The sequence below is a fragment of the Halobellus sp. MBLA0158 genome, from assembly GCF_041477585.1.
GTDB lineage: Archaea > Halobacteriota > Halobacteria > Halobacteriales > Haloferacaceae > Haloquadratum > Haloquadratum rubicundus.
Map to the genome: position 1 here is coordinate 2,456,639 of NZ_JBGNYA010000001.1, position 22,891 is coordinate 2,479,529.

A 22,891-nucleotide genomic window follows, 5' to 3' on the forward strand; every position below is an offset into this window, starting at 1 on the left:
CACTGTACCAATGATCATCCTACGTATCAATACTAGTCTCGTGAATAGCTACCACAACGCTAGAGTCAATGTCTCGGAATTCGTCGTTTAAGATGCAGAAATCACTCGGCTCCGACTCACTCGATCCCGGCACGGATCTCGCGGACGACAGAGAGGATTGATCGCCACTGTGCAGCCGACCCAGGGACTCTTTCGTCGGCGCTTGCGGTCCGGTCCATAATCGCTGTCTGTACGGACTCCGGATCGTCGATCCGCCGAAACTGCAGATCATCCCCGCCCGCGACTTCAACGGTGACGGTCCCGTACCCGAAAGCCGATCCGGTGATGGATCGACTATACCCCGTGTTCTGGACTTTCTGCAGTCCGACTCGGCGGACGGTGCGACCGGCCACGCCGCGTTTCAGCCAGAGCGCCCGCGTCGTGAGCAGGTACTCGGTACGTTTCACTCGGAGGAGAGCCCACGCTATCAGGCCGATACCGGGGACGACGCCGACGACCGCTCGTGGGTCCGCGAACACCGTCGCTGCGGCCGCGAGAGCGCACACCACGACCCCGACACCGACACCAGGGAGCGCAGCCGAAATACGTGGCTGTCCTGCCCAGACGATGCTCTCGTCGCCGCGGCGGAACCACCAGTCGTCGCTCATCGCTCCTCAGTGGCTGATCCGTCACCGGAGTTCTGTACCCCGGCAACTGAGGTGTCACCCTCGTCGTCGCTCAGTTCCCGACGGATCGCCCGGAGTTCGTGGAGAATCTCGTCCAGTACGTCGTCGGCGTGGGCTCCCGCATCCGTGTCGCCTTGCTCTCGGTCGTCGACCTCCCTTGCGATCAGTTCCTGCACCGACGCCGGATCCGGGATGCTGCGAAACTTGAGTTCGACGCCCGACCCACCGGCTGTGCTGACATCGACCGAGCCGTAGCCGAACGACGAACCGAGGGCCGACTGCGAGTAGGAGATGTTCTGCACCTTGTCGAAGCCGATCTGTTGTACGTCCCGCGAGAGGATCCCGCGCTTGCTGTAGAGCCCGCGGTTCGTGACGACGTAGTTCGTGTTCGTGTACTGGAGGTACGAACCGACGAGGATCGGAATCCCAACGAGGACCAGCGAGAGCGGGATCCCGATGATGAACGCAGGAACGATACTGTACTTGTGGGGCGTACTCGCCCATTGAATCGATTCGCCATCCTCGAGTGTGAGCCAGTCGAGGTCGAGGTCACCTGTATCAGCCGAATCGGGCTTCGGCGTGTCCTGGAGGGCGGCATCGGACATATGTCCAGGAACATAGCCGAGTCACAAAACCATAGCGGCTTGCGAAGTAGCGATCGAAGCGGGATCTCCGCTGAGCGGCCGAGCAACGGTCGCTACTACGATCCGATTTCGTTCCCAACGAGCGATGAGAACCGGACGGTATGTGGCCTCTCTGAAGAGGTCGTCCCCGATGTATAAGGTAACTCCAAGCGGTGCAGACGAATATGGTTGCGGCGGTAAGGACGATCTTCGGGGTGATTCTATTTGTTTGCTCCTTGTGGTTCGGCTACCGAGCGATCACTGCCGGGATGCTTTACCAATCGATGGCGGCATCCGAAGACGGGATTCCATCAACGCTCGTCGATGGCGAGACAGTCGCCATAGAAGGAACAGTAAACGTCAGGGACTCACCGCCGCTAAGTGATCTTTTTGAGATTGACGCGGAGGGCCCGATCGGTGCATACGTGTGGCGACTCAAGGAATCCGAGTCGTATAATTACAATCTCGATGCCGACGAGTCCGGAGCGGATACGAATATGATCACGTATGCGTCCGGGATTGAGTCTGGAACGTTTGCCGTCGACGACGGTCGTCGCGAGATTCGGATCGACACGGACTGGCTAGCCGAGACCCACGACAGCGACGACATCACGACCGCGTCTCCGGACTGGACGGTAACGACTCGGCTGTCGAAGCGGAGCTGGAGGTCCCAGTACATCCACCTGGAGGACCACTGGATCGTCAACCCCGTTGCCGAAGTGGACGGCTTCGATGCAGACGCCGCCGACGAGAGCCTAGACGACGAGTACGTTGAGGCGAAAGCGATCCTCGACGGCGAGACGCTGGCCGTCTGCGGGGAAGTCACGGTCGAGCAGGGCACTCCCGTGCTCCAAGGCAGCGACGAGACGCCGCTGGTACTTTCCGATCAGGGGTTTGATGCATTCGGCGGGAGGCTTCGTCGGCAGAGCCTGAAGTACGGACTGGCCGCGGGTGGATGTGCGGTCATCGCCAGCCTCGCGTTGGTAAGCGGACTGGGAATTGGATGAAACGCGCCGATGTCAGTTGCTCAGCAATGCGATCTGGAGGCGCGGCACACGGAGACGAGGGACTTTCTGTGTCACCCTGAAAACCGACATCTGCTATATCGGAAGTACGTGGAGCAGTATCTCGTGGACTGAGACGGTCCAAACCATCGCGTGTGTGACCGCCGTGACCGCGAGGTTCTCCGTGCGTTCGTACGCGTAGCCCCACGCTAACCCCGGAAGTATCGTATCGATCCCCCAGTAGAGGCTGCCGCCGAAACTCACGCCCTGGGTCATCAGTCCGACGAGGAAATGCAGCACACCGAACAACAGGCCGGCAAAAACCACGACGCCCAGCGTGTCGAAGGCGGCGCGAAGCCGACCTTGAATGAGTCCCCGGTAGACGAGCTCTTCCGCCGGTGCAGCGAACAGATACATCCCAACGAACGCGACCGGCCAGAGCAGGGGCCGGGTCTCCAAGGCGAGTTCTTCCATCCCGGTTCCCGGCTGTGGATGGGGAAGTCCGACCGCAGCTAACACCGGTGGGAGCACGACTCCCTGGGCCGCAAAGAGGAGCGGCAGCCCGATGATCCAGCCGACGTCTTCGAGTGTCGGCCGGCGGACCTTCACGTACCGCTCCCAGTCCCCCTGCCACGCCAGGTACGCAGCGGCGAAGCCGGCGAAGCCGACTTGGATGTAGTTCCCCTGGAGCACCCGAACGACAGGTGACGCAGCGAGATCGAGTATCGACACGAGACCGTTCGTCGAGATGACGCCGATGAGTCCGGCGAGCAGCGCGCCGACGGTGATTCCGAGTCCAGCGACGACCGCACGAGCCTGGCGTCCGCGTCTCGTCTCCAACGCGACCGAAAGGTCGGACGAAAGGCTCACGGCGAATCACGCCTCGATACGACGGCCGAGCCGTTCGAGAGGCGCTGCCTACGGAGGGACGGCGACCAGTCCCGGTGGTCAAGGCCTGACGTCGGGGAGTGGAGGGCTGACATAGTTGCTCCGTAGCGATCAGGAATGCAGGGTGATTTCGCGCGATATCTCGTATCCACCGCGGGACGGGTGGTCGGGTACGGCTTGTTGGGAGGGCACATCCACGACTCGAATAGGAGCGAGAAAAGTGTACCTCAGACTGAAAAATTGGTTTTAGACAGTCTGGAGCCGCTGGCCGTGGGTCACGAGTCGGGAGCTGTGCGAAGCCGGTCGATACGATCCCCGAGCGCGACCTTGACCGAGAGCGGATTCGGAATGCGCCGTCGTGTTGGCTCCAGGGTATGCGCGTCGGCGTACTCGGAGAGCGCATCGGCAACGGTCACCCGTCCGACCTGCTCGGCAGCGTACTCGTCTGCGGCACGAATTTGCCGTCGGGCGAGCCAAAAGCCGACGACGATCGATCCGAGTGCGAGCCCGAGTAACGGCCACCGGGGGCCGATGCCGCTGACGGACGCGGTCAGAGAGATGCCGGCCACGAGAACCGTCCCGACCCTGATCTCGAAGACGTGGGTTCGAAGTTTCCCGGCTTCAATCGCTAGCAGCGCTGCGGCGGTCTCGTCGTCGAAAGCGTCGAGAAACGTGCTCGTCACGAAGAGCCGCCGGTAGGTCGGCGGCCCGCGGACGAGCGTTTCCGCTCTCTCCTCGTTCTCGGTGTCGAGAAGCCGTACGTCTCGAACGGTGAGTCCGGCGCGGTCGCAGAGTCGCGCCACTCGATCTGCAGTGTCCCCCGTTGGCTTCGACGTCGAGCGAAGGACAGCAATCACCCACGGTGCCGCGTACAGCATCCCGACCAGGAGCGCTGCGATCCCGACGGCAAGGACGAGCGGTGAGGACTCGATCGTGAGGACTTGGAGTGGAGCCAGCACGACGGTGAGAAGCGCGCTGACGCCGATCACGTACCGCGTCATCTTCCAGATCGACGTACTGGTGGCGAGGTCGACGTCGCGCACGTCCCGGATGCCCCGTACCGTGGGGAGATACGAGACGATCCAGACACACCCGGCCGCGAGGAACGTGACGAAATCAGCGAGAACTCCTGTCACAATGCCCGGAGCGGCGGGCAGCGGTGTGAGGACGGCGGCGCCGAACCCGGTGAGGGCGAACACGGCGTAGGCGAGCAGCGTGTACGGGAAGAGGACGGCTGCGTACAGCAGTCGGTACTTTCCGACGGGGTTCCCGAGGCGGCGAACGACAGCACTCCCGGTCGCTCCGAGGAGACCGCCGACGATCGCGAGTCCCACGAGCGCGGCAATCGCAACACTGACTGAGGGCGGCGTCGTTTGGAGGGCAGCCATAGCTGCGTGTTGCCGAAACACGCACTAAAATCATCGCGTCGTACGGCGAAACGCCGACTGAGGATCGCGTCGGTCGGACAGATGCAGTTTTCACTCTCCCGGATTTTTAATACATCACTGACCGAACTACTTCCTATGCCCTCCACCACTCGACGACACACCTCGCCTCCACTCACGGGAAGTGGCAGACACCGAGCGACTTGTGGTCCGGTAGCACGCTCGATGTGCGACACTCCCCGGCTTGTTCGTGACCACTCGACTGGAGGTCAGTCGGGATGACCTCGAAATACCGACGCGGATTCGAGATCACCCGCGACAGCCTCCGCATCTTCACCCAGCGACCGACGCTTCTGGTCCTTCCGGCGTTGAGCCTGCTCGCTGTCGGGAGTGCCTTCGCCGTCCTCGGCGCGATCGTCGTCCAGCGAGGCCTCGTCGCGTCGCTGCTGACCAACGACCTCTACAAGTACGGCGCGTTGTTCTGTGCGATCGCGATCTCCTCGAGCGTGGCGACGTTTTTCAACGCCGCGGTGGTACACTGCGCGGCGCAACTGTTCGACGGGAACCCGACATCGGTTCGGGATGGTCTCGCTGCGGCGTGGGGCGCGCGCCGGCAGATCGCCCTGTGGGCAGTCACCGCTGCCACGCTCGGGACGGTCTTGTACATCCTCGATGAGAAGTTCGGCGTGGTCGGAAGCCTGACGCGGATGGTGTTCGATCTCGCGTGGGCGCTCCTGACGTTCTTCATCGTGCCGGTCATCGTCCTCGACGAGCGACGGAGCCTGCGTCGGCAACTCCGCCGGAGCGGGTCGCTCTTCCGGGATACGTGGGGCGAAAGCGTCTCCGCCACGCTCGGGGTGAGTTTCGCCTTCCTGCTCGTTGCGCTCCCCGGCGTCGCGCTGGCTGCGGCTGGCTACTTCGCTCTCGATGGCGCGGTCGCCGCCGGCGCGCTCGTCGCTGGCGGCGGGATCGTCGTTGCGGCTATTGTCGGTTCGCAGACGGTGTCCGCGGTCGTCCGGACCGCGCTGTATCGCTACGCGACGACGGGTGCGCAAGTCGGCCCGTTCGACGCTCGGGACCCGGACGCGGTCTTTCCCGACGGCTGACGATGCCGATCTACGACCGTCGCTCCTCCGCAGAGTACGAGATCGTCGATCGCTGGGACGGCGGGATCGGATGGCTCGCACACCCTGACGAATTGGTTTTTGGACAAGGATCCGATACAGGCCCTAAATAGATTAAATCTGGTTTTGATACTCCAGTCGATCTAATATGTGACACCGGTAAGTGGGAGATGCGATGGTCCTCGTCTCCGCGTTCAAAGACGGATACACTGCCCTCCGATCGAATCCGATCCTGCTCGTCGCCGGTCTCCTCGTGGGGGTCGGAAGCCAACTCCAGTACGTCGAGCACCTGACCGATTCACCGGTGGTCTCCGCAGGCGCATCGCTCGCGTGGCTGGTCGTGTTCCCGTTCGTACTCGGTGGCTTCCTCGGAACCGCCCGCGCCGCCGTCGAAGGGACAGACGCCTCGGTCTCTCAGTTCGTTACTGCCGGACGGACGCATTATCTCACGCTGCTACTCGGCACTGTGGCGTTCGTGCTTCTCGTTCTCGGAACGGTCTTCGGGCTCGGGTTCGCTGGACTCGTTCTCGGAATCGGATCGATCGCCCTCGGAGCGATTCACGAAATGGCCGCCTTCGCCGCCGGCGTCGTCTCGCTACTCCTCTGGCTGGTGGCCGTCCTTGCCGTCATAATGTTCGTCCAGTTTTACGATGCCGCGATCGTCATCGAAGACCAGGGCGTCGTTGACTCGTTCCGCAGAAGTGTCGGGCTCGTCCGCTCGAACCTCAAAAGCGTAGCCGGATTCTCGCTAGCGTGGCTCGTGCTGATGAACGGCTTCCTCGTCCCCGAGTACGTGCTGCAATTGCTGCTGACGGATGCGGGGGTGACGGCCGTATTACCGATCGGCCGCGGGATTCCGACCGTCGTCCTACTCCCGATCGGAGTCGTCCTGTCGGCGGTCGGCTTCGCGTACTTTTATACCGTGTATACGGCGTACTACCTGCGCTTGATCGCCATCTCACCCATCACGACCGAATCAGTATGATTACTCACTAACAACTACGTACGATGGTCTCGAAGAGTCACTAATCAGCGCCGACTCACAGCCCCCAAAGCACCAAACACACCGATGCCACGACTCCTGCCAACCCAAACGGACGCAACAGTGGAACGAAGCGACACCCCTGCCGTGTTGAGTCTCGACGACGAGGCGACGAGGGACGTGATCGAAGCGCTGTCGTCGGAGACCGCCTACGAGATCTTCCAGTTGCTCAACGAAACGCCGGCGACGCCGGCGCGGATCGCCGAGGACCTCGACCAGAGCGTCCAGAACGTTCACTACCACCTGCGGAACCTCGAATCGGCCGGCGTGATCGAAGTCACCGACACGTGCTACTCGGAGAAGGGTCGCGAGATGAGCGTGTACGTCGTCTCTGAAGATCCGACGCTGCTCTTTCTCGGCACCGAGGACGACCGACCGAGCCTCAAACGCGCGTTCAAGTCCTTCGCCTCGCTCCTGGGGCCACCATCGATCCTGCTTGCCGCTGGTGAATCGGTCTCGCACTTCATCACTGGGGAATGAGTCGTACCGAGACACCGATTCGAAGAGCTTCTACCGTCGACGAGACAACGTCGTGTGACGTGGTACCGACGATCAAGATCCGAGACGACGTCGACGGGTGTGGGTGCCTCGAATGCCGGAACGTCGAGACGACCACCACCAATCGGACCGTCCTCGACGCTCTCGTCTGGTCTATTGGCTTGTTTCGGTCGTACCCGTCGATCGTCGTCTTCGCCGGCGTGATCATCCTCGCTAATCGACTCCTCGAAACGGACGCCGTCACCGCACTCCCGACGCCCGCAGTCGGCGTGGTCGAAGCCGTGACGGCGTTCGCGTTTATCATCTCGATTCGCGCCTACGTGGGCACGATCGTCGCCGGCGAACTGACCGGCGAGGCAGTCACGATACGTGAAGGGCTGCGTCGAAGCGGTGCCCGGACACCGGCGTTAGTCGGTCTCGTCCTGCTCGTCGTATGTTCCGTGATGATGATTCCATTCTTCCTGTCGCTGCCACTCGTGCTTCTGGCCGGCGTTCTTCCGGTCAACCCGGTGGAAGCGGTCGGATTTCCCCTCGTTGCAGCCGTCGGTGGAATTTTTTTCGTAGTACCGTTTCTGCTGCTCATTTTCAAATTCTGGTTCGCCCCCGAGGCGTGCGTCATCGGGGAGTACGGCCCGATCGAATCACTACGGGTGAGCTGGCGCATCACGACGAACTACCGCGGGAAGTTCCTGCTCCTCGTCGCGATCGCGATCGGGAGTGCGCTCAGTCTCTACCTGCCAACAGTCCTACCCGAAGTGGGGACGGGGGTGACTCCGATGGAACCCGTACTACGTGGGGTCTCATCAAGCGTCAGTGAACTTCTCTCGATCGTCTGGGCAAGTGCGTACGCGCACATCTACGTCCAGGGCGTCGTTTCGTGACGACTTCCCAGAGGAGGGAGGGATCTGCGATCTGCACCGGTCCTTCACGTCGACTTAGACTCACCCATCCCAGCCATCATTCAAGCAGTTGAAGGCCACCCGTGCAGCCGAGATCCTACTCGACCGCATACGTGACGCCTCTTCGAGGTGTTGCGTGGACTGATCGTCTTGGCGGGGCTGCTCAAAGGTTCCCGTTGACGATATCGGCCACGCGCTGGCGGTCGAACAGCTGTTCGTCGGCCGGAATTTCGGGATAGGGATTCCCGTCGACGTAGCCCGGCCACTCGCCGAACTGGTCCGGATAGAGCTGTTTGGCCGTCATCTCCAGTTGGAAGAGGTTCATAATCGGCCCCTGGTAGCGTGCGCCCTGGGCGTACACCTCGCCGTTCCGAACCGCACTGAGCTCCGATGCGACGGCGTCGGCTTCCAGCCCTGCACGGATGTCTGCGATGCTGTAGCTCGATGCCAGCGTGAACAGCACGAGGACCACGTCCGGATCTGCGTCGAGCATCGCCTCGTAGTCGACCTGGGTCTGCGGCCCCTCGAACTCGGTGTCGCCGAAGGCGTCGATGGCGCCGAGTGGCTGGGTGTGGGCGTTCAGGAATCCGTCGGCGTTGAGATGATACACCCAGAACGTGTCGTCCTGCCCCTTGAACGTCAACGCGACCGAGGGGCGTTCGCTTTCCGGGGGCAGCCCTGCTTCGATCTCGGACCGCATCGACGAGTGAATCTCCCGAAGCGCACGCGCACGGTCGCCGGCACGGAACACTTGCGCGGCGCGCTCGTAGATCCCCCACAGCGAGTAGTACTCGTAGTCCTCGGCCCACGCTTCCGGTGGATCGCGTCGACGGTCGCTGTAGTAGTTGCCGAACCACGGCCCGATTTGGGTCCGGATCTCTACCACGTCGTCCCGGCTGAGGGTCTCCAGGGTCGACGCGTACGCCGGATCCGAGAGGTGGACGTCGCTGTCGAGTTCGTAGAATCCCTCCTTGCCGAGGTTCCACGAGTCGGTCAGCCCTTCGTACTCGAAGCTGACGCCGTCCAGCCGGTCGTAGAAGTGGTTCATCAGCGTCCCGTGGTAGTCCGGATAGTAGATCGAATTGATGGCGTCGGCGGCCCCGGACGCGATGGCCATATCCGCGCCATACGGGAGCCCGGTGTAGACCGACTCCGGAACGGCCTCGAACTCGACTTCGCCCATCGGCGCCATCGACACGGTGTAGCCGTCGCCGGCTCCAGCCTCGGTCGTGGTGTCGGCCGTCGCCTCAGTCTCGGGAGTCGCGGACGCTGTGTTCGTCGCCGGTGTCGCCTCGGATTCGGATTCGGATTCAGACTGACTCGAACACCCAGCGATCAGTCCACTGCCGACGACTGCCGCGCCGTACTTCATATAGTCACGTCGCGTCGGTGCGTGATTCGAATTGGCGTCGCCGTCGCTCATACTCAGATTTCTCCGTTGATGATGTCCGCAACGCGCTGCCGATCGAACAGCTGCTGGCTTTCCGGCGTCTCTGTCGCGCCTTGGAACTCCCCGAAGGCGTCGGGGTAAATTTGCTGTGCCGCGTTCTCCAGTTGGAAGAGATTGAAAATCGGGCCCTGCATCGGCGTCCCGCCGACGTACACGCGGTCGTTCTGAATCGCGGTGAGCTCTTTGCCGACCGGATGGTCCTCCAGCGCGAGCAACGCGTCGAACCGTTCGGAGGGCTCGATATCCCAGTGGTGGATGATCACGTCCGGGTCGATTTCGAGCATCTCTTCGAGGTCGATCGCGCTGTAGTTCCGCGCGTACGTCTTGTCGCTGTCAGCGAACGCGCCGTTGGGCTCCAGCGGGCGGTAGTGCGCTTTCGCGAATCCGGGGCCGTTGATCTCGTACGTCCCGAAGGATCTCTCGCTCGGGTTGTACACGACCAGCGCGACGGTCGGCCGCTCGCTCCGGGGCGGGAGCCGCTCCTGGATCTCTGTGACCATCCCGTCGTGGACCTCCCGGAGCTTCGCTCCGCGGTTCGCCACCCGGTAGACCTGGCTGATCTTCTCCGCGAGCTCCCACAGGGAGTAGTACTGATACGCCTCCCGGCACTCGCCCTCGGGTGGCTGGCTGTGCGCCCGACTGAATCGGTTGGCGAAGAAGGGCGCGACGTTGTCCGCCACCTCCTCGAAGTCTCCCTCGTCCCACCCGGAGTCGAAGGAGAGCCACCGGCACGGGTCGAGGTGGTGGATGTCGGCGTCCAGTTCGTAGAACAGTTCCTTCGGGAGGCCGTCGCTCCACAGACCGGTGAGGTCGTCCGTATCGAACTCGACGCCCGGGAGTTCGTCGTAGAACCCCGTGAAGTACCCGCCGGGACGGCCAGACGCGATGAGCCGATCTTGCTGTCCGATGGCCACGAGGTGGTCCGCCCACACGTCGTCGAAAATGACCGCCGTCTCGGGTACGGCGTCGAACGTGACCTCCCCCATCGGAGCCATCCTCACCGAGTAGCCTCCCTCGTCCGCTGCCGTCTCCGTCGTCGATTCCGACTCGAACCCGTCTTCTGTGCTCGCCTCGGACGGCGTCGGCTCGGTCCCAGAGCCGCCCGTACACCCGGCGAGTAATCCGCCGCCGATGACTGCCCCTCCGAACTTCACGTACTCTCGCCGCGTCGGTGCCGCCTGGCCGTCGGAGTCGTCTGACATACTTTTAGGCTAGCCTAAAAAATTTAGTGGTTCCGGTTTTAGGATTGCCTAAATTATCGCTCGAAGCGACTCCCCGAATCTGGTGAGGCACGCATCGAGTATCACGAGGGTCAGTTGTCCGCCTCGTTCGAGTGACGTTCGGCCTCGATCTCGCGCGCCGCATCGAGGATGAGGTCGTCGTCGATGTGATCGAGCAAGCGCCGCTGTCCGCGCAGACCACGCGCCGCGATCTGGTCCTCCGAGAGGTACGTCTCGAACCGCCGGTCGATATCTCGCTCTCGCAACGCGACGCGACGGTCCTCGTCTAAGTCGTGATCGGCAGGGAGCCGCTCGTCGAACCACTCGCGCCACCGGTCACGATCCCTCCACTCGCCGTCGAGCGTGGACTCCTCCCGCATCCAGTCGTAATGGTCGGCGACCCTCTCTGGATAGCCGCGTTCTTTGCGGAGGTCCTCGATCACCCGAAGCCCGACGCGGGCCCCGCGTCCGGCAGCCACAATGGCCTGTCTGTCGGCTTCACTCGACGGTGAGGCGACGTATAGTCCCTCGACGGGGGTCGTGCCGTCGTGGTCGGCGTAGTCGCCGTCGAAGGTCTCGCGTGTCTCGCCGTCGTGTTCGTATTCCTCGAACATCGCCGCGTCGTCGTCGAGGCCGCGCAGATACTCACCATCGTAGCGCGTCGCGGCGACGACGCGCCGAGCCGTGAGGACGTCGCCCTCCTGCGGTTCGACGAGAAGTCCCTCGGCGTCGTCGACGCGCTCGACCGACTCGACGAGGTCGGGAACGATCTCACAGCCCGTCTCCGCTGCGTGGTCGTGCATCAGCTCGTACAGCGTCTCGATGTCGATGCCCGCCGGGAAGCCGAGGTAGTTCTCGAGGTGGGCACACCGTTGGATCGAGGACCGTCCGCAATCGAAGATGACCGTATCGAGCCCGTAGCGGGCGCAGAATATGCCCGCCGAACAGCCCGCCGGTCCTCCGCCGACGACGACCACGTCGCGGTCGCACTCGTGTGTTGGTTCGAGGTCCGTTCGGCTCATATCCAGGTGGCGACTCTACTGATACTGCGGATGCGCTGGCGGTCAGACTGGAATTCGGCCATATTTTTAGGCCAACCTAAATAATCAAAAGCGTTCCGGAACGTATAACGGCCGAAATTAGCGGGGCGCCCCGCACTGCGGACACATCGGTGGTCCCCCCTCGGGCAGATCGAGCCCGCAGTGCGGACACGACCCGTCGTCCGAGGCAGTCATTTCCTCGACCACGTCGTCGATCTCGTCTCGGATCGATGCGATCGTGCCCACCTCGTCGGGAGCCTCGCCGGACTGCTCGGGAGCGAGCTGCTGTCGGCAGAACGACAGCCGGTCGATCAAGAAGGCCGGTGGGTCCTCGTGGTCGGTCTCGATATCGTCGAGAGATCGGTCCCACTCAACGCTCACCGGGGACGTTGCGAGTAACCCGATCGCTTCGGCCGCTCGCCCCACCACGTACGGGTTCGCATCGTCGAGTCGCGCTTGGAGCGGTCCCGCTGCTCCGGCCAGTTTATCAGGATATGCACACCCGACAACGACCAGGGCCGTACAGAGATAATACCGGACGAGTTCGGCCTCGTCATCGAGGTGTTCGGCGAGCGAGGACGCGTGGTGGCGGAGTCGATTCGGATCGCCGAGCGCCACGTGTGCCAGTGCCTTCGCGAGCTTCTCTTTGACCTCCGGTTCGTCGAACGCCAGTCCGAGACGGAGGTCGGCGAGCGTCTCCGGGTCGGCGACTTCGTCGGGCGCCTCGATCGCGACGTATCCGAGCGCCTCGGCGCAACGCGCCCGGACGAAGTAGAACTCGTCCTCGTCCGCAAGACGCCCAGCGAGCGCGTCGACAGCGGAGAGGACGACCGCCGGCTCCGACGCGCTCAACGCGACGAACAGTTTCGCCGCCGTCAGCCTGACAGCGCGGTCATCATCGGTCAAGAACGCCGAACACTGGTCGGCGAGGTCCTGGAAGGAGTGTGGCCGCTCTTCAGCTATCTCCCGAGCCGCCCGCAACGCGTGCTTGCGAGTTTCAGCGTCAGCCGTACCGAGCCGATCGAGACACGTGGCCGCCTTCTCGTGGTTCGCTTCCTCGAGAACGGTCCTCAGGCGGTCGGGCGTTGGTGGCTGGTCTGGATCACTCATCGACGTAATTGGGTATGGGATTGACTTCCACGACGGGTCGCTTCAATCCGGTGGTTCCACCCAACCCGGGGGATCTCTACGGGGTATCCATCGAAGAACGACGCATCGAAAAAGAACGAATCGAGGTCGTTAGGATTCGACCGCGTTCTGGGAATCGAGGTCCTCGCCTCCTTCCTCCAACAACGCTTCGGCCTTCTCTCGGTCCTCGGGATAGCCGACGTCCACGCGCCAGCCGTCCAGCCGAATCGCGTCGATCGTCCGTCCGCTCTGAATCAACAGGTCGATCGCCTCCGAGATCTCGTACTCGCCCCGATTCGAGGGTTGCACCAGATGACACGCGTGGAAAATCGCCGGCGTGAACGTATAGAAGCCAGTCATCACTAGATTCGATGGCGGATCCTCGGGCTTTTCGACCACGTCGGTGATCTCGCCGTATTTGTTCGTATCACAGACGCCGTATCGGCTTGCATCTTCCCAGGGCACCTCCTCGACGAGGAACGCCGCATCGGCCCGATCCTCGCGCTGGCGTCGAACGACGTCCTCCAAGTTCGCCTGGAAGATGTTGTCCCCGAGCATCAGCATAAAGTCGTCGTCGATGTGCTCTTCGACGGTCAGAAGCGCGTGTGCCAGTCCCTTCTGTTCGCGCTGGTGTGCGTACGTGATCGGGACGCCTTCGTACTCGTCGCCGTAGTGTTCGATGATTCTCTGTTTCAGGTAGCCCACGACGACCACCAGTTCGTCGGCCCCTAACTCGACGAGCTGATCGAAGCAGTGTGTCAAGATAGGTCGTCCCGCGACCTCGACTAGCCCTTTGGGCTTGTCCTCCGTCAGGGGCCGGAGCCGCGTTCCCTCGCCGGCCGCCAGCACTACGGCTTTCATTGTACACGACCGATTGCGACCTATCGTGATATCTTTTTTCACTCAGACGGCTGTCGTCTCTGAGAGGTTCGATATTCGAATATTCTACGGATCCGTACCAGTTAGTCACATCCTGTGTTCGAGACTGAGATACGTCGGCTCGTCGTTGGCTCTTTTCGGAGACCTGACGAGAAAGTGGATATAATGAACGGGAATGGAACCTATGAAAACCGCGATCGGATCCGCTCGACGGTCTCCGAGTCGTGCGCCTCCGGTGTGAAGTAATAGCGCGCGACGGCGTCCCGTGCGGCGATGATGTCCTGGCTTCGATCGACGAAGCGACAGACGTCATCCACCGAAGCGTACTGAAGCATCAAGGAGATCGAATCGACGCTGACGACCGCCGGAGCGTTCTGGGGGACTCGTTTGAAGAATTTGACCAGTTCCAGGCCGATCTGGACCAGATCGCCGGGCTCGGAGACGTACGAAAACGTCGTCGAGAAGCCGAGCGAGTCACTGACGTCGCCGATAGCGCCAGCGTCGGGCACGGCGTAGCCGGTGTGGACGATCCCGATTTCGGCCGGGCCCTCCTCCGCGTGGTCGGACCACTGCTGAAGTCTGGCGGTAGGCGACCACACATAATCGATGTGGAAGGCCCACGTCTCTGGGGACAGCGCGGGAAGTATTTGGGCGAGGGCCTGGGAATCACCCCGGAGCGGCGTTCGTTCGATCAGGCGCACGTCCGGACCCTGTAAGTCGTTGACGGCCATTGATCTCACTACCGACTGTTGAACGTGTTAGGTAGATATACTGTTCGATTGGCTATCAAGTAACGTGGCAGCGACTGTCGTCAGAAGTCCCGTTCGATTCTTGGGGGGACTACTCTCCGGCCACGGCGCTGAGGAAGAACGCGTTAAAGATGGTCTGGATGCCGAGGACGATGGCCGTGAACGCGAGCACGTCACCGACGACCATCGGCAGTCTGGTGAAGCCAGTCTGTGCCCACTGGACGACCAGCCACCCGGCATACAGGAGGCCGGCGGTGTAGATCACGAGCCCGATAGTCGCGATGTGTTCGAGGTTCAGTTGCTCGATGAGCGCGTCGGTGATCGGATCGTTCGGTCGCTGGATCGGATCGCTGGCGACGGTCGCAAACACGCTCAGGCTCCCGACCTGATAGCCGACGAGGACGAAGAGCGAGCCCGCGATCGCCGAGTGGATCCCGAAGGAGACCCCCGAGATCGAGATATCAAGGAACGCCAGCATCATCACCATAACGCCGAGTGCGCCCATCACGGCCCCAGGGACCGAGAACAGGTAGCCCGGCGCGTTCAGGAGCATAAAGCGGACGTGCCGCCAGCCGTCCCGGAAACTGTCCAGCGTCGCGTCGCCTTCGCGTTCGTGGTAGGTGATGGGAATCTCCTCGATCGTGAGGTCGCGCGCGCCGGCTTCCATAATCATCTCGGAGGCGAACTCCATTCCCGTAGTGCTGAGGTCGAGCTCCGGCAGCATATCGGCTCGAAACGCCCGGAATCCCGAGTGCGCGTCACTGACGCCGGCGTCGTAGAAGAGATTCAAGAAGCGGGTGAGCAGCGGATTGCCGACGTACTGGTGCAACGCCGGCATCGCGCCCTCTTTGATTTCGCCGTCGAGTCGGCTCCCCATCACCATATCGGCGTCTCCGCGGACGACCGGATCCAGAAGTTTGGGGAACTGCTCGAAGTCGTATGTGGTGTCGGCGTCGCCGATGATGATGTAGTCGCCGCGACACCGCTCGAACGCGTATCGATAGGCGTACCCGTATCCCTGATCGTCGGGTTCGACGACGATCGCGCCCAGGTCCCGTGCGATCTCAGGCGTCCGGTCGGTCGAGTCGTCGCTGATGATCACCTCCGTGTGGTATCCCGATTCCCGTACCGCGTTCCGCACCCGTTGGATGCACTCTGCGATGCCGTCCTCTTCGTTCATCGTGGGCATCACGACGCTGACCGTCGGCGCGATGTCACTGTCTGGGCCGAGTAGGAGACTTTCGCCCTCTCTCTCGGGCCCGTCGATCGATTGGTTTCCTTGGATGGTTCGTGTAGAGGTCATCGTGGCCTCGTTGCCCGCTGTGCGGTGTGTTCCGAACGGAGGGCCCACCGCAATCCGCGACCCTCTATAGCGCGACTTCCCGACGCGCTACCCACAGGAAACATCGCCATTCTGGCTGAGAGCCTCCCTAAGAGGTACCGTACGCGGCGCCCCACTTGACCGCGAACACTCCAGATCCTGTGGTTCGCGTGTCACTACCGAAGTAGATACATTTCGGTCATAAAATACTTTCCTCGTGAGAAGATAACGAGTATAATCGATACTAGGGGATCATAACAGTCCTCTATAGATCGCTTCTAGACAGTAGTGACTCGAAAGCGCCGACATCGCTACGCTCCGCGAATAGCGTCACGTCAGCATAACGAGTACCTGCTGTCGAGAATGAATTTGAGGATACCGTTCACCATCGTCGCGTAGCCACCGGGCAAATCAATGAGATCCGGTGCGACTGATGTCTTACCCACGCCGCGTTCGAGGAGGGTCAGTTACACAAGACTTTTAATTTCCTCGCCAAATCATCTCGTACGGTTAACGGACGCCGCCCCGACGGGCGCCCGGGTAGGGGTACACGAGCGAACGTCGGCGCGCCGTCCGATGGACATTTTTCGAGAGCAAATCGAACAGCGGCAGTGCTGACACGCTAGAGCGTGATGTAGACCGCCGTGTACCCGAACAGCGCGATAGTGACGCCGCTCAGTGCGATCACTGCATACGAGAGACTGGCCCGTAGAAGGTGGGACCGCCCCGTCGACAATCGGCGGAAATTCCCGTCCCCGTCCGATGCGAGCAACGACCGCGCCCACGCGACGGCGCCACAGGCCAATCCGACCGCCAGGATCGAGAACACGAAGTGGTACGACACGTCGAGCGTCGGCGGGACCAACAGCAACGGCGCAACACTGTACGCCGCACCGAGGGTGACACTCCGATCGAAGACCGGGCCGACGGAGCCGTCGGTAAGCCGCACTACGACCAGGACGGCGAGCCAGATCGTCGCCAGTTCGACGGCGAACGCCCCCAAGAGGTGCAGCGTCGGATCGGCGTGCAGGGCCACGCGCCCGTCGAACACCGCCAGGCCAAACGGATACAGCAGTTCCGGAGGTTCGCCCGTGAACAGATCTCCCCACGGGTGAGTGGCGAGACCGATCACTGCCGCGGCCGCCAGTGCGCGCGGCGAGAGATCGGCGTACTGCCGCACGGCGGCCGCGAGCACGACGCCGGCGACGACGAACGCGCCCATCACGAAGCCGCCGAGCGCGCCGCTCACGGCCAGCGCGACGCCGACCAAGCCGATCAGTAACGCGACGCCGACGCTCCGGGCGAGTCGCGTGCGCCCGGCCTCGCCGGCGCGGAGCGTCGCCAGCGCGACGGCGGGGGCGACGACGGCCGCGACGACGAGCGAGTGGGTCATCGAGCGGTGGACGCGGTTCGCCGCACTCCAGAACGCGTCGGCGTCGGCAGCGGCGACGACCGCGGACCCGTCAACTGCGAACAGGGCGTACGCGACGTCGATATCGGGCAGGGCCGCGAAGGCGCCGGCCGCGACGCCGACCGCCAGAGCGCGGCGCGTCGGCCAGCCGCGCCACTCTGCGGCCAGAGCCGCGAGGGCGAACGCGAGCATCGCGTGGCCGACGAACACGCGTAATACTGCCGCGCTCAGCGAATATAAGCGACTCGCCCCGTTGCGAGCCGTGATATCACGCCGGGATCGACTCGGCGGCCGAGGCCACCACCGACTAAGTGACGGCAGCGCGATGCGGAAGTGATGGATACGCCAGCCGATATCCGCGAGGCGGTCCCGGCGTTCGACGACGTTCGGTATCTGAACACCGGCGCCAGCGGCCCCAGTCCCCGTCCCGTCGTGGAAGCCGCACAGGCGGCACTGGAAGCCCACGAGTGGGACGCCGCCGGCGATCCCGGGCCGTATCCCCACGCGTTCGAGCGGTACGACGAGGCCCGCGGCGACGTCGCCGCCTTCGTCGGCGCCGACGAAGACGAGATCGCGCTCACACAGAGCACCACCGACGGCATCAACCGCATCGCCTCGGCGATCGACTGGGAGCCCGGCGACGTGATCGTCCGCACCGATCTCGAACACCCCGCCGGAATCCTCCCGTGGCAGCGCCTCGAACGCGACGGCTGCGAGGTCCGGGTCGCGCCCACTATCGAGGGGCGCATCGATCGCGACGCCTACCGCGACGCCGTCGCCGACGCGAAGCTCGTGTGTCTGAGCGCGCTCACCTGGAACTACGGCACGCACCTCCCCGTCGCCGAACTCGTCGCGGACGCCCACGACGCGGGGGCGCGCGTCCTCGTCGACGCCGTGCAGGTCCCCGGACAGACCGATGTCGACGTCTCGGCGTGGGGCGCAGACGCCGTCGCGATGGCGAGTCACAAGTGGATGCTCGGGCTCTGGGGGGCCGGCTTCCTGTACGTGGACACGGATGCCGCACCCGACTTCCACCCCGGCCAGATCGGCTACCGCGGCATCGAGCGCTTCGACGACGCTAGCTACGAGCTCAAGCCCGGCGCGGCGCGGTTCGAGGTCGGCACCACGAGCCCCGCGCCGTACGCCGCGCTCTCGAAGTCGATCGACGTCCTCGAAGGCGTCGGTCTCGACACGATCGAGGCCCACATCCGTGAACTCGCCACGCGGTTCGTCGACCACGTCCCCGACGACCGGCTGATCAGCCCGGCGGAGCCGGAGTCGGGCCTCGTCACCGTCCGCGTCGACGACCCCGAGACCACCGTCGAGCGACTCAACGAGGAGTACAACGTCGCTATCAGATCGCTTCCGAATCCGGCGGGCGCCGTGCGCGCTTCGCTCCACGTGTACAACACCGCAGAAGACGTCGACCGACTCGTGACCGGCCTCGACGAAATCGGGTGGTGAGGCTCAGCGCTGCAGTACGGCCCGGATAAGCCGCCGCTCTTCGTCTTCGGTGACCTGCTCGGCGTCCATACACGCGTGGACGACCTTGTGGACGAACTCGGGATCGTCGAAGGGCGACGCCTCCGGGTCTTCGCGCTTGCTCTCCCGCTCGCCGGCGTCGGCTTCGATCGCGTCCAGCCGGCGTTCCACGGCCCCGAGCCGGTCTGAGAGTTCCTCCACGGCGTCGGTGAGTCGGTCGACATCTTCGGCAGCGATGTCTGGAGCGTGACTCGCTTCGGCCTCTGCGCCCGGTTCGGATATGGTGTCCGTGGTGGGGGTGCCATCCGGCTCCGAGGCGATCTCATCCGGCGATTCCGACGTCGCATCATCTTTCGCGATCTCCGCTTCGCGGGCGGAGTCCGCGTCCGTACTGGAATCATCCTTGTCTGTTGTTGAGGCACCGTCGTCGTCGGAACCGAAGAGGGCAGCCGTCAGCGACGCCCGATCAGCCCACTCGAAGCCGTCGATGTCGCGGATGCGGTTGCTCACCGTCGCGCGCGAGACGTCCAGAACGTCGGCGATTTCCTGCTGGGTCGCGGACGGATGCTCGTAGATGGCGCGCAGCGTCTCGCGGTCCTTCGCCGACAGCGAGTCCAAATCGACCCGGGCGGGTGTGGCCTCCGCGTCCGAGTGGCCGGACGCGTCGCCGTCCTGATTCGGGGTTTCGGATTCGGTGTCGTCCTCCGACTCGTCCACATCGCCGTCGGCTGGAGCGGGCATCGGCGGCGCCGGGTCGCCGTATTCTTCGAGGACGCGTTCGACCAGATCCGCCGATGCGCTCGGGACGCGCTCGGCGATGTCGGCGTACGACGCGTCCGGTTCGTCGGCCGCGAGATCGAGGATCCGCCGTTGACGGATCGACTTCGGAGCGTTCGATCGGTTGTGTGATTCACTCATCTGCCATCCCTATCCAGTTGGATAAGAAGTATTTACACTACATTAACAGTTCCGCGGTACGGGTGAACGTTGCCTGGTGGGCCGAACCAGAAGGGGAGCCGAATCGAGAACGAGAAGATCGACTATCAACCACGCGTGGGAGCGACCATCCGAGATGTACAGAATTCGTATATCAGGATAGAATTTATCACGACGGTCGCCCGGAGTTGGAGCCCGATTTCACCCGCGCGACGCCGGTGAAGTGATACGTCTCCCCGCTGTATCCCCTCGACAAGATGGCAGACAGTTCCGAGACCGTTCGGCTCCCGCTCGAACCGCTCCGGCGCCGGGTCGCCGACGCGACCGGCGAATCGGCCTCATTCGTCGAGCTCACGGGCGTCGACCTCACGGCGAACACCCTCGAAGTCACCTACACGATCCCCGACGAGGACGTGCCCGTCGTCGAGGTGATCGTCGAGGGGCCGAACGGCGAGACGGACACGACGCCGGTTCGGCTCGACGCGCCCGCCGGCTTGAGAGTCTACGGCGAACTCCTCCGTATCGAGTACGCCGGCCGCGACGCCGAGACCGACGAGATCCTCGTGTCGGTCTCCCACCGCCGCGGGGACAACTGGCACACGCTCCTCGGTTGCGGCCAGATGTGGGCCGTCCCGACCGAGCGAAACGGCGAGTCGATTTCGCTCACCTGCCACGTCGAGACCCCGTCGGTCCCCGAGGAGGAAGACGACGAACCGGATGCGGCAGTCGACGACGAACCCGAAGCCGACCAACCAAATGAACTCGATGCCGACTTCTCGGACGACGCGCGCGAGAGCGACGAGGGCGGCTTTTTGAGCGGTCTCGACTGATATCGCCGTTCGATAAATCGTATATCGAGATACGAAATTCCGTGACCGCACAAATGGATCGAAGCATCCCGGGCGGGAGCGGACGCATCATCTTACTTTTCCGATACAACTTTATCGAGTGAGCGGCGCCCGATACGTATGCAAGGAAAGCGGGTACTCGTCACCGGCGGTGCGGGGTTCATCGGATCGAACCTCGCCAATACGCTCGCGGCGGACAACCACGTCATCGCGCTCGACAACGGCTATCTCGGCACGCCCGCGAACCTCTCCGACGACGTGGAATACGTCGAAGCCGACGTCCTCGACGACGGCCTCCCGACGGACGTCGACGTCGTCTACCACCTCGCGGCGCTGTCCTCCCGACAGATGCTCGAAGAGAACCCCCGGCAGGGCGCACGGGTCAACATCGAGGGCTTCGTCAACGTCGTCGAGCAGGCTCGCGAGGACGGTTGTGACACCTTCGTATACGCCTCGACGTCGTCGGCGTACGGGAGTCGGACCGAACCGAGCCCCGAGGATATGGACCTCGAAGCGTCGACGGGCTACGACGCGTCGATGCTCGGGCGGGAGCGCTACGCGGAGTACTACAACGACTTCTACGACGACCTCTCGCTCGCGGGAACGCGGTTCTTCTCCGTCTATCAGGGCTACGGCGGCAACGAGGAACACAAAGGCGAGTACGCGAACACGGTGTCACAGTTCGCCGACAAGATCGCCAGCGGCGAGTCGCCGGTGCTGTGGGGCGACGGCACCCAGACGCGGGACTTCACGCACGTCGACGACATCGTCCGCGGTCTCGTTCGCACGGCCGAAGCGGAACTCGCCGGCGTCTACAACCTCGGGACGGGCGATCCGTACTCGTTCAACGAGATGGTCGAGATGATCAACGACGTCCTCGGGACCGACGTCGAACCGGAGTACGAGCCGATCCCGCTGGAGAACTACGTCCACGACACCTGCGCGGACATCACGCGGATCCGCGAGGCCACCGGCTGGGAGCCCCAGATCGACTTCGAGGAGGGCGTCCGGCGGGTGTGTGAGCCCTATTTAGACGACTGAGGCGCCGATCCGACCCTGTTGCGCTCGTCGTCGTCACCACACGCGGACGGCTGGCGTCCCGCAGTCCTCACAGAGGATCGCCGCGGAGTCCTTGTACTCTCCGACGTCGAGGTCGCCGTCGCAGTAGTGACAGTCCGCAGTCTCCATTCGATCGAGTAGCTGTTCGGGATCCCGCCGCGTCGACTCCTGATCCGACATACCTCGATCGTGGTGGGCAGTCGACATAATTCTACCTCCGAGACCGACGTCCGGCCCGGGCTATGCCGCTTCGTGCTCGGCGCGGAGTTCCTCGACGAGGCCCTGCGCCGCGCGACGGACCGCCTCGTCGCTGGACTGGCTCGGCTCCCAGCCGAGGGCCGAGAGCTTCTCGATCGACAGCCGCATCTTCGGCACGTCGCCCGTCCACCCGCGGTCGCCGCCCGTGTAGGTGTACTCGGGATCGAGGCCCATCTCGTCAGCGACGATGTCGGCGATGCGGTTGACCGACGTCGTCGTCCGCGTGCCGAGGTTGTAGATGTTCAGCGCCTCGTCGGCGTGTTCGACGACGTGGCAGATGGCGTCGACGCACTCCTCGACGTGGAGGTACGACTTCTCCTGGCGGCCGTCGCCGAGGATTTCGAGCGTCTCCGGATCTTCGAGGAGTTTCTCGATGAAGTCGGGGATGACGTTGCCGCGCTGGCGCGGCCCGACGATGTTGGCGAAGCGGAAGCACCACGCCGTCATCCCGTAGGAGTGCGCGTAGGTGGACAGCAGCGACTCGTCGGCGAGCTTCGACGCGCCGTAGATCGAGATCGGCTCCAGCGGCGCGTAGTCCTCGGGCGTCGGTCGCGGCGCCTCGCCGTAGACGGTCGACGACGAGGTGAAGACGACGTGCTCGACGCCGACCTCGTCTATCCGTTCGAGGACGTTGTAGGTCATCGCCGAATTCTCCTCGAACAGTTGGCGGGGCTTGTCGTAGTTGGTGTCGGTGTAGGCCGCGAGGTGGAACACGACGTCGACGTCGTCGGTGACGACGCGCGCGACGTCGGATTCGTCGGTCAGGTCGGCCTCGACGAACTCGACGCCGTCGGGAACGCGGTCGCGCGTCCCCTTCGAGAGGTCGTCGGCGACCACGACGTCGTTGTCGGCGCGGAGGTGGGCGGCGAGGTGCGACCCGATGAGGCCCGCACCGCCCGTCACGACCACGCGCTTTTCGGTCAGATCCATACCGGTAGTGTGAGAGAACCGAAAAAAGGGGTTGCGATGCGGCAGTGGATAG

General features: G+C 63.4%; 23 protein-coding genes. 8 read left to right on the plus strand and 15 right to left on the minus strand.

Annotated features, from left to right (window positions below):
- Nucleotides 1-116: 116 nt before the first annotated feature.
- A complete protein-coding gene (locus OS889_RS12330; RefSeq protein WP_372390171.1) occupies nucleotides 117-647 on the minus strand; it encodes a PH domain-containing protein in 531 nt (176 codons plus the stop codon).
- Nucleotides 644-1,270, minus strand: coding sequence for a PH domain-containing protein (locus OS889_RS12335; RefSeq protein ID WP_372390172.1), 627 nt, complete (start codon nucleotides 1,268-1,270; stop codon nucleotides 644-646). Before OS889_RS12335 ends, OS889_RS12330 begins: the two co-directional genes overlap by 4 nt.
- 203 nt (nucleotides 1,271-1,473) lie before the next feature.
- On the opposite strand from OS889_RS12335, the gene OS889_RS12340 reads away from it, so the two are divergent.
- Nucleotides 1,474-2,295 (plus strand): hypothetical protein, encoded by an 822-nt coding sequence (locus OS889_RS12340; RefSeq protein ID WP_372390174.1) that lies wholly within the window; start codon nucleotides 1,474-1,476, stop codon nucleotides 2,293-2,295.
- A 93-nt stretch (nucleotides 2,296-2,388) separates the two neighbouring features.
- Here the strand turns inward: OS889_RS12340 and OS889_RS12345 are convergent, their stop codons facing one another.
- Entirely contained in the window at nucleotides 2,389-3,162 is a 774-nt protein-coding gene (locus tag OS889_RS12345) for a CPBP family intramembrane glutamic endopeptidase (protein WP_372390175.1), read from the minus strand.
- 293 nt (nucleotides 3,163-3,455) lie between these two features.
- Entirely contained in the window at nucleotides 3,456-4,568 is a 1,113-nt protein-coding gene (locus OS889_RS12350) for a peptidase (RefSeq protein WP_372390176.1), read from the minus strand.
- 275 nt (nucleotides 4,569-4,843) lie between these two features.
- On the opposite strand from OS889_RS12350, the gene OS889_RS12355 reads away from it, so the two are divergent.
- The 4 genes from OS889_RS12355 (at nucleotide 4,844) to OS889_RS12370 (ending at nucleotide 8,110) form a co-directional block, all read left to right on the plus strand.
- A complete protein-coding gene (locus OS889_RS12355; protein ID WP_372390177.1) occupies nucleotides 4,844-5,671 on the plus strand; it encodes a DUF6159 family protein in 828 nt (275 codons plus the stop codon).
- Between the two features lie 193 nt (nucleotides 5,672-5,864).
- On the plus strand, nucleotides 5,865-6,674 hold the full coding sequence (locus tag OS889_RS12360) for a DUF7847 domain-containing protein (RefSeq protein ID WP_372390178.1): 810 nt from the start codon (nucleotides 5,865-5,867) through the stop codon (nucleotides 6,672-6,674).
- 84 nt (nucleotides 6,675-6,758) lie between these two features.
- Complete coding sequence (locus OS889_RS12365; RefSeq protein WP_372390179.1) at nucleotides 6,759-7,211, plus strand: ArsR/SmtB family transcription factor; 453 nt, start codon at nucleotides 6,759-6,761, stop codon at nucleotides 7,209-7,211.
- Between the two features lie 59 nt (nucleotides 7,212-7,270).
- Nucleotides 7,271-8,110 (plus strand): DUF7847 domain-containing protein, encoded by an 840-nt coding sequence (locus tag OS889_RS12370; RefSeq protein WP_372390180.1) that lies wholly within the window; start codon nucleotides 7,271-7,273, stop codon nucleotides 8,108-8,110.
- Nucleotides 8,111-8,291: 181 nt separating this feature from the next.
- Here the strand turns inward: OS889_RS12370 and OS889_RS12375 are convergent, their stop codons facing one another.
- From OS889_RS12375 to OS889_RS12410, 8 genes are all read right to left on the minus strand, one after another.
- Nucleotides 8,292-9,551 carry an ABC transporter substrate-binding protein gene (locus tag OS889_RS12375; protein WP_372390181.1) on the minus strand — a complete coding sequence of 420 codons (1,260 nt, stop codon included), beginning with the start codon at nucleotides 9,549-9,551 and terminating at the stop codon, nucleotides 8,292-8,294.
- 2 nt (nucleotides 9,552-9,553) lie between these two features.
- A complete protein-coding gene (locus OS889_RS12380) occupies nucleotides 9,554-10,780 on the minus strand; it encodes an ABC transporter substrate-binding protein (RefSeq protein ID WP_372390183.1) in 1,227 nt (408 codons plus the stop codon).
- A gap of 110 nt (nucleotides 10,781-10,890) precedes the next feature.
- Entirely contained in the window at nucleotides 10,891-11,820 is a 930-nt protein-coding gene (locus OS889_RS12385) for an FAD-dependent oxidoreductase (RefSeq protein ID WP_372390184.1), read from the minus strand.
- Between the two features lie 117 nt (nucleotides 11,821-11,937).
- Nucleotides 11,938-12,948: a HEAT repeat domain-containing protein gene (locus OS889_RS12390; RefSeq protein ID WP_372390185.1), complete on the minus strand. Its 1,011-nt coding sequence runs from the start codon at nucleotides 12,946-12,948 to the stop codon at nucleotides 11,938-11,940.
- A gap of 129 nt (nucleotides 12,949-13,077) precedes the next feature.
- Entirely contained in the window at nucleotides 13,078-13,827 is a 750-nt protein-coding gene (gene aglF / locus OS889_RS12395) for a UTP--glucose-1-phosphate uridylyltransferase AglF (protein ID WP_372390186.1), read from the minus strand.
- A 200-nt stretch (nucleotides 13,828-14,027) separates the two neighbouring features.
- Nucleotides 14,028-14,576: a DUF7504 family protein gene (locus OS889_RS12400; protein WP_372390187.1), complete on the minus strand. Its 549-nt coding sequence runs from the start codon at nucleotides 14,574-14,576 to the stop codon at nucleotides 14,028-14,030.
- A 109-nt stretch (nucleotides 14,577-14,685) separates the two neighbouring features.
- Complete coding sequence (locus OS889_RS12405) at nucleotides 14,686-15,897, minus strand: glycosyltransferase family 2 protein (RefSeq protein ID WP_372390188.1); 1,212 nt, start codon at nucleotides 15,895-15,897, stop codon at nucleotides 14,686-14,688.
- A gap of 640 nt (nucleotides 15,898-16,537) precedes the next feature.
- Complete coding sequence (locus OS889_RS12410; RefSeq protein WP_372390189.1) at nucleotides 16,538-17,536, minus strand: metal-dependent hydrolase; 999 nt, start codon at nucleotides 17,534-17,536, stop codon at nucleotides 16,538-16,540.
- Nucleotides 17,537-17,662: 126 nt separating this feature from the next.
- On the opposite strand from OS889_RS12410, the gene OS889_RS12415 reads away from it, so the two are divergent.
- Complete coding sequence (locus OS889_RS12415; protein ID WP_372390190.1) at nucleotides 17,663-18,790, plus strand: aminotransferase class V-fold PLP-dependent enzyme; 1,128 nt, start codon at nucleotides 17,663-17,665, stop codon at nucleotides 18,788-18,790.
- 3 nt (nucleotides 18,791-18,793) lie between these two features.
- Here the strand turns inward: OS889_RS12415 and OS889_RS12420 are convergent, their stop codons facing one another.
- Nucleotides 18,794-19,726, minus strand: a complete 933-nt coding sequence (locus OS889_RS12420; protein WP_372390192.1) for a winged helix-turn-helix transcriptional regulator — start codon at nucleotides 19,724-19,726, stop codon at nucleotides 18,794-18,796.
- Between the two features lie 275 nt (nucleotides 19,727-20,001).
- On the opposite strand from OS889_RS12420, the gene OS889_RS12425 reads away from it, so the two are divergent.
- Nucleotides 20,002-20,574: a hypothetical protein gene (locus OS889_RS12425; RefSeq protein ID WP_372390193.1), complete on the plus strand. Its 573-nt coding sequence runs from the start codon at nucleotides 20,002-20,004 to the stop codon at nucleotides 20,572-20,574.
- A gap of 138 nt (nucleotides 20,575-20,712) precedes the next feature.
- Nucleotides 20,713-21,633, plus strand: coding sequence for an NAD-dependent epimerase/dehydratase family protein (locus tag OS889_RS12430; RefSeq protein WP_372390194.1), 921 nt, complete (start codon nucleotides 20,713-20,715; stop codon nucleotides 21,631-21,633).
- A gap of 33 nt (nucleotides 21,634-21,666) precedes the next feature.
- On the opposite strand, the gene OS889_RS12435 is transcribed toward OS889_RS12430, so the two are convergent.
- Entirely contained in the window at nucleotides 21,667-21,831 is a 165-nt protein-coding gene (locus OS889_RS12435) for an HVO_A0556 family zinc finger protein (protein ID WP_372390195.1), read from the minus strand.
- 60 nt (nucleotides 21,832-21,891) lie between these two features.
- Nucleotides 21,892-22,839 carry an NAD-dependent epimerase/dehydratase family protein gene (locus tag OS889_RS12440; protein ID WP_372390196.1) on the minus strand — a complete coding sequence of 316 codons (948 nt, stop codon included), beginning with the start codon at nucleotides 22,837-22,839 and terminating at the stop codon, nucleotides 21,892-21,894.
- Between the last annotated feature and the right edge of the window lie 52 nt (nucleotides 22,840-22,891).

Bases quoted from the DNA above. Each gene is read 5' to 3' on its own strand.
- OS889_RS12435 (WP_372390195.1), bottom strand. From the start codon at position 21,831: ATGTCGGATCAGGAGTCGACGCGGCGGGATCCCGAACAGCTACTCGAT.
- OS889_RS12355 (WP_372390177.1), top strand. From the start codon at position 4,844: ATGACCTCGAAATACCGACGCGGATTCGAGATCACCCGCGACAGCCTC.
- OS889_RS12380 (WP_372390183.1), bottom strand. From the start codon at position 10,780: ATGTCAGACGACTCCGACGGCCAGGCGGCACCGACGCGGCGAGAGTAC.
- aglF (WP_372390186.1), bottom strand. From the start codon at position 13,827: ATGAAAGCCGTAGTGCTGGCGGCCGGCGAGGGAACGCGGCTCCGGCCC.
- OS889_RS12405 (WP_372390188.1), bottom strand. From the start codon at position 15,897: ATGACCTCTACACGAACCATCCAAGGAAACCAATCGATCGACGGGCCC.
- OS889_RS12375 (WP_372390181.1), bottom strand. From the start codon at position 9,551: ATGAGCGACGGCGACGCCAATTCGAATCACGCACCGACGCGACGTGAC.
- OS889_RS12360 (WP_372390178.1), top strand. From the start codon at position 5,865: ATGGTCCTCGTCTCCGCGTTCAAAGACGGATACACTGCCCTCCGATCG.
- OS889_RS12420 (WP_372390192.1), bottom strand. From the start codon at position 19,726: ATGAGTGAATCACACAACCGATCGAACGCTCCGAAGTCGATCCGTCAA.
- OS889_RS12365 (WP_372390179.1), top strand. From the start codon at position 6,759: ATGCCACGACTCCTGCCAACCCAAACGGACGCAACAGTGGAACGAAGC.
- OS889_RS12350 (WP_372390176.1), bottom strand. From the start codon at position 4,568: ATGGCTGCCCTCCAAACGACGCCGCCCTCAGTCAGTGTTGCGATTGCC.
- OS889_RS12340 (WP_372390174.1), top strand. From the start codon at position 1,474: ATGGTTGCGGCGGTAAGGACGATCTTCGGGGTGATTCTATTTGTTTGC.
- OS889_RS12425 (WP_372390193.1), top strand. From the start codon at position 20,002: ATGGCAGACAGTTCCGAGACCGTTCGGCTCCCGCTCGAACCGCTCCGG.
- OS889_RS12335 (WP_372390172.1), bottom strand. From the start codon at position 1,270: ATGTCCGATGCCGCCCTCCAGGACACGCCGAAGCCCGATTCGGCTGAT.
- OS889_RS12440 (WP_372390196.1), bottom strand. From the start codon at position 22,839: ATGGATCTGACCGAAAAGCGCGTGGTCGTGACGGGCGGTGCGGGCCTC.
- OS889_RS12330 (WP_372390171.1), bottom strand. From the start codon at position 647: ATGAGCGACGACTGGTGGTTCCGCCGCGGCGACGAGAGCATCGTCTGG.
- OS889_RS12415 (WP_372390190.1), top strand. From the start codon at position 17,663: ATGGATACGCCAGCCGATATCCGCGAGGCGGTCCCGGCGTTCGACGAC.
- OS889_RS12385 (WP_372390184.1), bottom strand. From the start codon at position 11,820: ATGAGCCGAACGGACCTCGAACCAACACACGAGTGCGACCGCGACGTG.
- OS889_RS12390 (WP_372390185.1), bottom strand. From the start codon at position 12,948: ATGAGTGATCCAGACCAGCCACCAACGCCCGACCGCCTGAGGACCGTT.
- OS889_RS12400 (WP_372390187.1), bottom strand. From the start codon at position 14,576: ATGGCCGTCAACGACTTACAGGGTCCGGACGTGCGCCTGATCGAACGA.
- OS889_RS12430 (WP_372390194.1), top strand. From the start codon at position 20,713: ATGCAAGGAAAGCGGGTACTCGTCACCGGCGGTGCGGGGTTCATCGGA.